Annotated in this window: 2 protein-coding genes; both read left to right on the top strand. The window is 67.4% G+C overall.

Annotation, left to right across the window (positions count from 1 at the left end; translation table 11 throughout):
• Positions 1 to 12 precede the first annotated feature (12 nt).
• Positions 13 to 2,082 (top strand): condensation domain-containing protein, encoded by a 2,070-nt coding sequence (locus tag ACJ73U_RS39375; RefSeq protein ID WP_407782876.1) that lies wholly within the window; start codon positions 13 to 15, stop codon positions 2,080 to 2,082.
• Between the two features lie 54 nt (positions 2,083 to 2,136).
• Positions 2,137 to 6,554, top strand: a 4,418-nt coding sequence (locus ACJ73U_RS39370; RefSeq protein ID WP_407782875.1) for an amino acid adenylation domain-containing protein, incomplete at its 3' end; no start/stop codon positions are given.

Below are 6,554 nucleotides of genomic sequence, written 5' to 3'. Positions count from 1 at the left end.
CGGCATGAGTCTTTGCGTACGAGGTTTGTGTCTGTTGATGGGGCGCCGCGGCAGGTTGTGGGTGGGGTGGGTGTGGTGTCGGTTGAGTTGGTTGATGTGTCTGGTGGGGCCGATCCCGAAACAGACGCCCGCGAGGTCGTCGCCCAGGAGGTCGTCCGTCCCTTCGACCTGTCGACCGGTCCGCTGCTGCGGACGACCCTGATCCGGCTCGGCCAGGACGACCACGTGCTCGTCCTGGTGTGCCACCACATCGTCTCCGACGGCTGGTCCATGGGCGTGTTCCTGCGCGAGATCAACGCGCTGTACCCCGCGTTCCTCGCCGGCGAGCCCTCGCCGTTGCCGCCGCTTCCGGTGCAGTACGCCGACTTCGCCGTCTGGCAACGCACCTGGCTGGCAGAGGACGAACTGCGCACGCAGCTTGACTACTGGCGTGAGCGGCTGGCCGGTATGCCGGCCGCGTTGGAGCTCCCGTTGGACCGTCCGCGTCCGGCGGTGCCGTCGTTCGAGGCGGACGTGGTGACGTTCGAGGTGCCGGCAGATGTCACGGCGCGGCTGCGTGCGTTGAGCCGTGAGCAGGGCACCACGTTGTTCATGACGTTGCTGGCCGCGTTCCAGCTGTTGTTGTCGCGGTACACGGGAAGCACCGACATCGCCGTCGGGTCGCCGATCGCGGGTCGGGTGCGTCCTGAGTTGGAGGGGTTGATCGGATTTTTCGTGAATACGTTGGTGTTGCGTACTGATCTGTCGGGTGATCCGTCTTTTGTGGAGCTTCTGGGTCGGGTGCGGGAGACGGCGTTGGGTGCGTACGCGCATCAGGATCTGCCGTTCGAGCAGTTGGTCGAGGAGCTTGCGCCGGTCCGGGACCTGAGTCGCAACCCGTTGGTACAGGTGACGTTCAACGTGATGAACGCGCCGCTGGAGCGCCTGGGGTTCGCCGGGATCGACGTCGAGACGTTCGGCACCGCCGGTGCGACGAACACCATCCGAGCCGACATCGAGTGCAGCATGGTCGAGCGTGGTGATGTGTTGGTGGGTCGTTTTGCTTTTGGTACGGATTTGTTTGGGGTGGGGACGGTTGAGCGTTTTGTTGGTGGGTTTTTGCGGGTGTTGGGTGGGGTGGTGGGTGATCCGGGTGGTCGGTTGAGTGGTGTGGGGGTGTTGGGTGAGGTTGAGCGGGGGGTTGTGTGTGGTTGGTCGGGTGGGAATCGGGTGTATGTGTTGGATGGGTCGTTGTGTGTGGTGCCGGTGGGTGTGGTGGGTGAGTTGTATGTGGGTGGTGGTCAGTTGGCTCGGGGGTATGTGGGTCAGGCTGGTTTGACGGCGGAGCGTTTTGTGGCGGATCCGTTTGTGGGGGGTGGGGCGCGGATGTATCGGACTGGTGATGTGGTGCGGTGGGGGTGGTCGGGTGGTGTGGAGTTTGTTGGTCGGGTTGATGATCAGGTGAAGATTCGTGGTGTTCGGGTGGAGCCGGCTGAGGTGGAGTCGGTGTTGTCGGGGTGTGTGGGTGTTGGTGAGGTGGTGGTGTTGGCGTGTGGGGATGGGTTGGGTGGTCGGCGGTTGGTGGCTTATGTGGTAGGTGGTGAGGGTTTTTCGTTGGGTGTGGTTCGTGGGTTCGCGCAGGAGCGGTTGCCGGATTATCTTGTGCCGTCGGTGTTTGTGGTGTTGGACGAGTTCCCGCTGACCAGCAGCGGCAAAATCGACCGCCGCGCCCTCCCGGCGCCCGAGTCCGGCGCCCTGGCCGAGACCGCCGAGGAGTACGTGGCACCGCGCGACGATACCGAGGAGGCCCTCGCCGCGATCTGGTGCGAGGTGCTGGACCTGCCGCGGGTCGGCGTAAGGGACAACTTCTTCGTCCTGGGCGGTCATTCCCTGCTGGGTACCAAGATGATGTCCCGTGTTCGGCAGCGGTTGGGCGTGGACCTGCCGCTGCGGACCCTGTTCGAACACGCCACGATCGCCGAGTTGGCCGGGCTGGTCGACGCGGCCCGCCGAACCGCCACCGACGACCGGGAGCGCATCGCCGACCTGGTCGAGACCATGTCCGACGAAGAGGTGGAGCGCCTGCTGGACGAGATGGAGTAGCCGCCGTCCACGCCGACCACACCGACCGACCACCTGAGAAACTGGGGAGACCTCGTGTCCGACTCGCCGGAGAACCGCGAACTGAGCGCACGCCGCCGCCGGCTCATCGAGAAGCTGCTGGAACGCCGCGACCGACCCGTCCGGCGGGTGCCGAGGACCGGCCGGCTGCCGCTGTCGTTCGCCCAGCAACGCCTCTGGTTCCTCGACCAACTGGCCCCGGACAACGCCTTCTACAGCATCCCCTACGTGGTCCGGCTGCACGGCGATGTCGACGTCGCCGTGCTCAGCCGCACCGTCACCGAGCTCACCGCCCGGCACGAGTCGCTGCGCACCACGTTCGAAAGCGCCGACGGCCAGCCGTACCAGGTCCTGCGCGATCCCGAGCCGTTCCAGGTCGACGTCGTGGACGTCACCACCGACGACGACCCCGAGGCACGGGCGCAAGGGGTGGCGCTCACCGAGGCCGCCCGGCCGTTCGACCTGTCCACCGGTCCGCTGCTCCGCGTCACGCTGATCCGCCTGGCCCCGGACAGCTTCGTGCTGTGCATCGTGCTGCACCACATCATCTCCGACGGCTGGTCGATGAGCGTGTTCATGTCCGAGCTGAACGTGCTGTACGGCGCGTTCCTCAACGGCGAGCCGTCGCCGTTGCCCGAACTGCCGGTGCAGTACGCGGACTTCGCCGTGTGGCAACGGCAATGGCTCGCCGAGGACATCCTGCGTGCGCAGACCTCGTACTGGCGAGACCGGCTCGCCGGGATGCCACCGGCGTTGCCGCTGCCGGTGGACCGGGAACGACCGGCAGTGCCCACCTACCGGGGCGGCTCCGTGTCGTTCACGCTGCCCGTCGACGTCACCCGGCGGTTGCGGCAGCTCAGCCAGGACCACGACGCCACCCTGTTCATGACGTTGCTTGCCGCGTTCACCGTGGTGATGTCGCGGTACGCGGACGCGACGGACGTCGCGGTGGGGTCGGCGATCGCGGGTCGCGTGCGCCCCGAGCTCGAGGGGCTGATCGGGTTCTTCGTGAACACGTTGGTGTTGCGGACCGACGTGTCGGGAGATCCGTCCTTTGTGGAGCTTCTGGGTCGGGTGCGGGAGACGGCGCTGGGCGCGTATGCGAACCAGGATCTGCCGTTCGAGCAGTTGGTCGAGGAGTTGGCGCCGGTCCGCGACCTGAGCCGCAACCCGTTGGTGCAGGTCATGTTCCAGCTCATGAACGCGCCACGGCAGCGGCTGGACCTGGTCGGCGCCGAGCTGCGCACCTTCGGCACCGCCGACAGCAGCACCCGGTTTGACCTCGAATGCCACCTGGTCGAGCACGGTGACTCCCTCGTCGGCCGGCTCATCTACAGCGTCGACCTGTTCACCGCGGCCACCGCGGAACGGCTCGCCGGACACTTCCGCACCCTGCTCGTCGCCGTCTCCGCGCACCCGGACCGCCGCCTGTCCGAAGTAGACATGATGCCCGCCGGCGAGCGGGACCTGGTGCTGACCAGCTGGCGCGGCCGGCAGCGACCGGCCACGGACGCCACCCTGCCCCGGTTCTTCGAAGCCCAGGTCCAGCGCTCGCCGGAGGCGGTGGCCGTCCGGCACGGGAACGGGGACCTGACCTACGCACAGCTCAACGCCCTGGCGAACCGGCTGGCCAGAGCGCTGGTCGACCGAGGGGTGGCACCGGAGCGCCGGGTCGCGTTGATGATCCCCCGCTCGGTGCACGCCGTCGTCTCCTCGCTCGCGGTGGTGAAGGCCGGCGGCGCGTACCTGCCGGTGGATCCGGAGTACCCCGCGGAACGGGTCGAGTACATGCTGCGGGACTCCCGGCCCGCGTGCGTGGTGACCGACCGGGCACACGTCACGGCGGTGCCGTCCGGGCTCGACGCGCCCGTCCTCGTGATCGACGCGGACGAGACCGCCGCGGAGCTGACGGGTCACCTGGAAGTCGACCTGACCGACGCCGACCGGCTCGCCCCGCTGTACCCGGAGTGCCCGGCCTACGTCATCTACACCTCGGGCTCCACGGGTCGGCCCAAGGGCGTCGTCGTCCCGCACAGCGGGCTGACCAGCCTGTCCGAGGAGTGGACCGACGTCCTCGACCTCACCGCGGAGTCCCGGGTCCTGCAGTTCGCCTCACCGAGCTTCGATGTCGCGGTGGTCGAGTTGCTCATGGCGTTCGGCAACGGGGCCACACTGGTCGTGCCCCAGGCCGGTCCACTGTCCGGCGCGGAGCTGGCGGACGTGCTGCTCACCAACCGCATCACGCACTCCGTGATCCCGCCCGCGGCGCTGGCCACCCTGCCGGAGGACGACTTCCCCGACCTCGCCGGACTGATGGTCGGCGGCGAGGCGACCGCGCCGGAGTTCGTGGCCCGGTGGGCGGCCGGCCGCAGGATGATCAACGGCTACGGTCTCACCGAGGCCACCGTGTGCTCCACCACGAGCGAACCGATGGCGAGCGGGACGCCGCCGCTGATCGGTCGTCCGATCCGCAACACGACCGTCCACGTGCTCGACCGGGCGCTGCGGCCGGTGCCCGCGGGAGTGCCCGGCGAGCTGTACATCGGCGGGCGGGGCCTCGCCCGCGGCTACTTCGACCGGGCCGCGCTGACCGCCGAACGGTTCGTGGCCGACCCGTTCGGCGCCCCCGGGGCCCGCCTCTACCGCACCGGTGATCTGGTCCGCTGGGTCGGCGACGGGCACCTGCAGTTCCTGGGCCGGGCCGACGAGCAGGCCAAGGTCCGCGGCTTCCGGGTGGAACCCGGCGAGGTGGAGGCCGTGCTGCTGGCCCACCCGGCCGTGCGCAACGCCGCCGTGCTGCTCCGCGAGGACACCCCGGGCACGAAACGTCTCGTCGGCTACGTCGTCCCCGGCGAGGTTCCCGAGATCGCCGGGGCGGGTCAGGCGCAGGTGGAGGAGTGGCACGGCATCTTCGACCAGACGCAGGTTCTGGGTGATGTCGATGATCCCACCTTCAACATCGTTGGGTGGAATTCGAGTTATTCGGGTGGGCCGATTCCTGTGGTGGAGATGCGGGAGTGGGTGGATGCGACGGTTGAGCGGGTGTTGGCGTCGGGGCCGCGTCGGGTGTTGGAGATCGGGTGTGGCACCGGGTTGTTGTTGTGGCGGGTGGCTCCGTCGGTGGAGCACTACGTCGGCACGGACTTCTCGGAGAACACGCTCGACGGGTTGGGCCGGGCGTTGCGTGAGCGCGATGTGCGGAACGTCGAGCTGTACCACCGGGAGGCGGACGATTTCTCCGACTTCGCGCCGGGCTCGTTCGACCTGGTGGTGGTGAACTCGGTCGTGCAGTACTTCCCGGACCGGGACTACCTCATGCGAGTTCTGCGCGGCGCGCTGTCCATGGTCACCCCCGATGGGGTGGTCATGGTGGGCGACGTGCGCAACCTCGCGCTGCTGACGCAGTACCACGTGTCGGTCGAGTCGGCGCGAGGCGCGGAGGGGGTGGAACTCGAGCGCCGCGTGGCCCGGGCGACAGCCCAGGAGAACGAACTGCTCGTCGATCCCGGGTTCTTCTTCGCACTGTCCGATGTGGACCACGTGCGGGTGATGCCGAAGCGTGGGCGCGGCGGCAATGAGATGGTGCGTTTTCGGTATGACGTGGTGTTGCACAAGGGTGGTTCGGGCGAGTTGGTGGAGGTGGGGTGGCGTGAGTGGCTGTCGGTGGAGGTGTTGCGGGAGTGGTTGTGTGAGGGGACGTCGTTCGGTGTGGTGGGGGTGCCGAATGATCGTGTGGTGGAAGGCGTGGGTTTCGGGTTGGAGGATGTGTGTGAGTGGGGGGAGTCGGCTGGTTTTCAGGTGTTGGTGAGTTGGGCGTCCGGTCGGCCTGACGGTGAGTTTGATGTGGCGTTCGTTCGCGGCAGCGGTGAATGGCCGAAGGTGGACTTCCCGGTCGGCCGCCTTTCCGTACGAGGCGGGGTGAACAACCCCTTGGGGGGACGCGAGACCCGGGAACTGAGCCGAACCCTGGTGCCGGTGTTGCGTGAGTTTGTGGGTCGTTGTGTTCCTGATTTTATGGTGCCGTCGGTGTTTGTGGTTTTGGATGAGTTGCCGTTGACGGTGAGTGGGAAGGTGGATCGGCGGGGTTTGCCGGTGCCGGATGTGGGGCGGGTGTTGTGGGGTGGGGAGTTTGTGGCGCCTCGTTCGGTGCAGGAGGAGGTGTTGTGTGAGTTGTTTGGTGAGGTGTTGGGGGTGTCGGGTGTTGGTGTGGGGGATGATTTTTTTGAGTTGGGTGGGCATTCGTTGTTGGCGACGCAGTTGGTGTCGCGGGTGCGGGAGCGGTTGGGTGTTGAGTTGCCGTTGCGGGTGGTGTTTGAGGGTTCGCGGGTGGGTGAGCTTGCGTTGTGGGTGTCGGGTGGGGGTGGTGGTGTGTTGTCTGGGTTGGGTGTGGTGTCGCGGGGTGGGTTGTTGCCGTTGTCGTTTGCGCAGCAGCGGTTGTGGTTCCTCGACCAGCT

This window comes from Actinophytocola sp. (assembly GCF_045807065.1).
Taxonomy (GTDB): domain Bacteria; phylum Actinomycetota; class Actinomycetes; order Mycobacteriales; family Pseudonocardiaceae; genus Actinophytocola.
The sequence above is the reverse complement of the archived record's forward strand: the minus strand, read 5'-3'. Positions and strand labels throughout refer to the sequence as shown.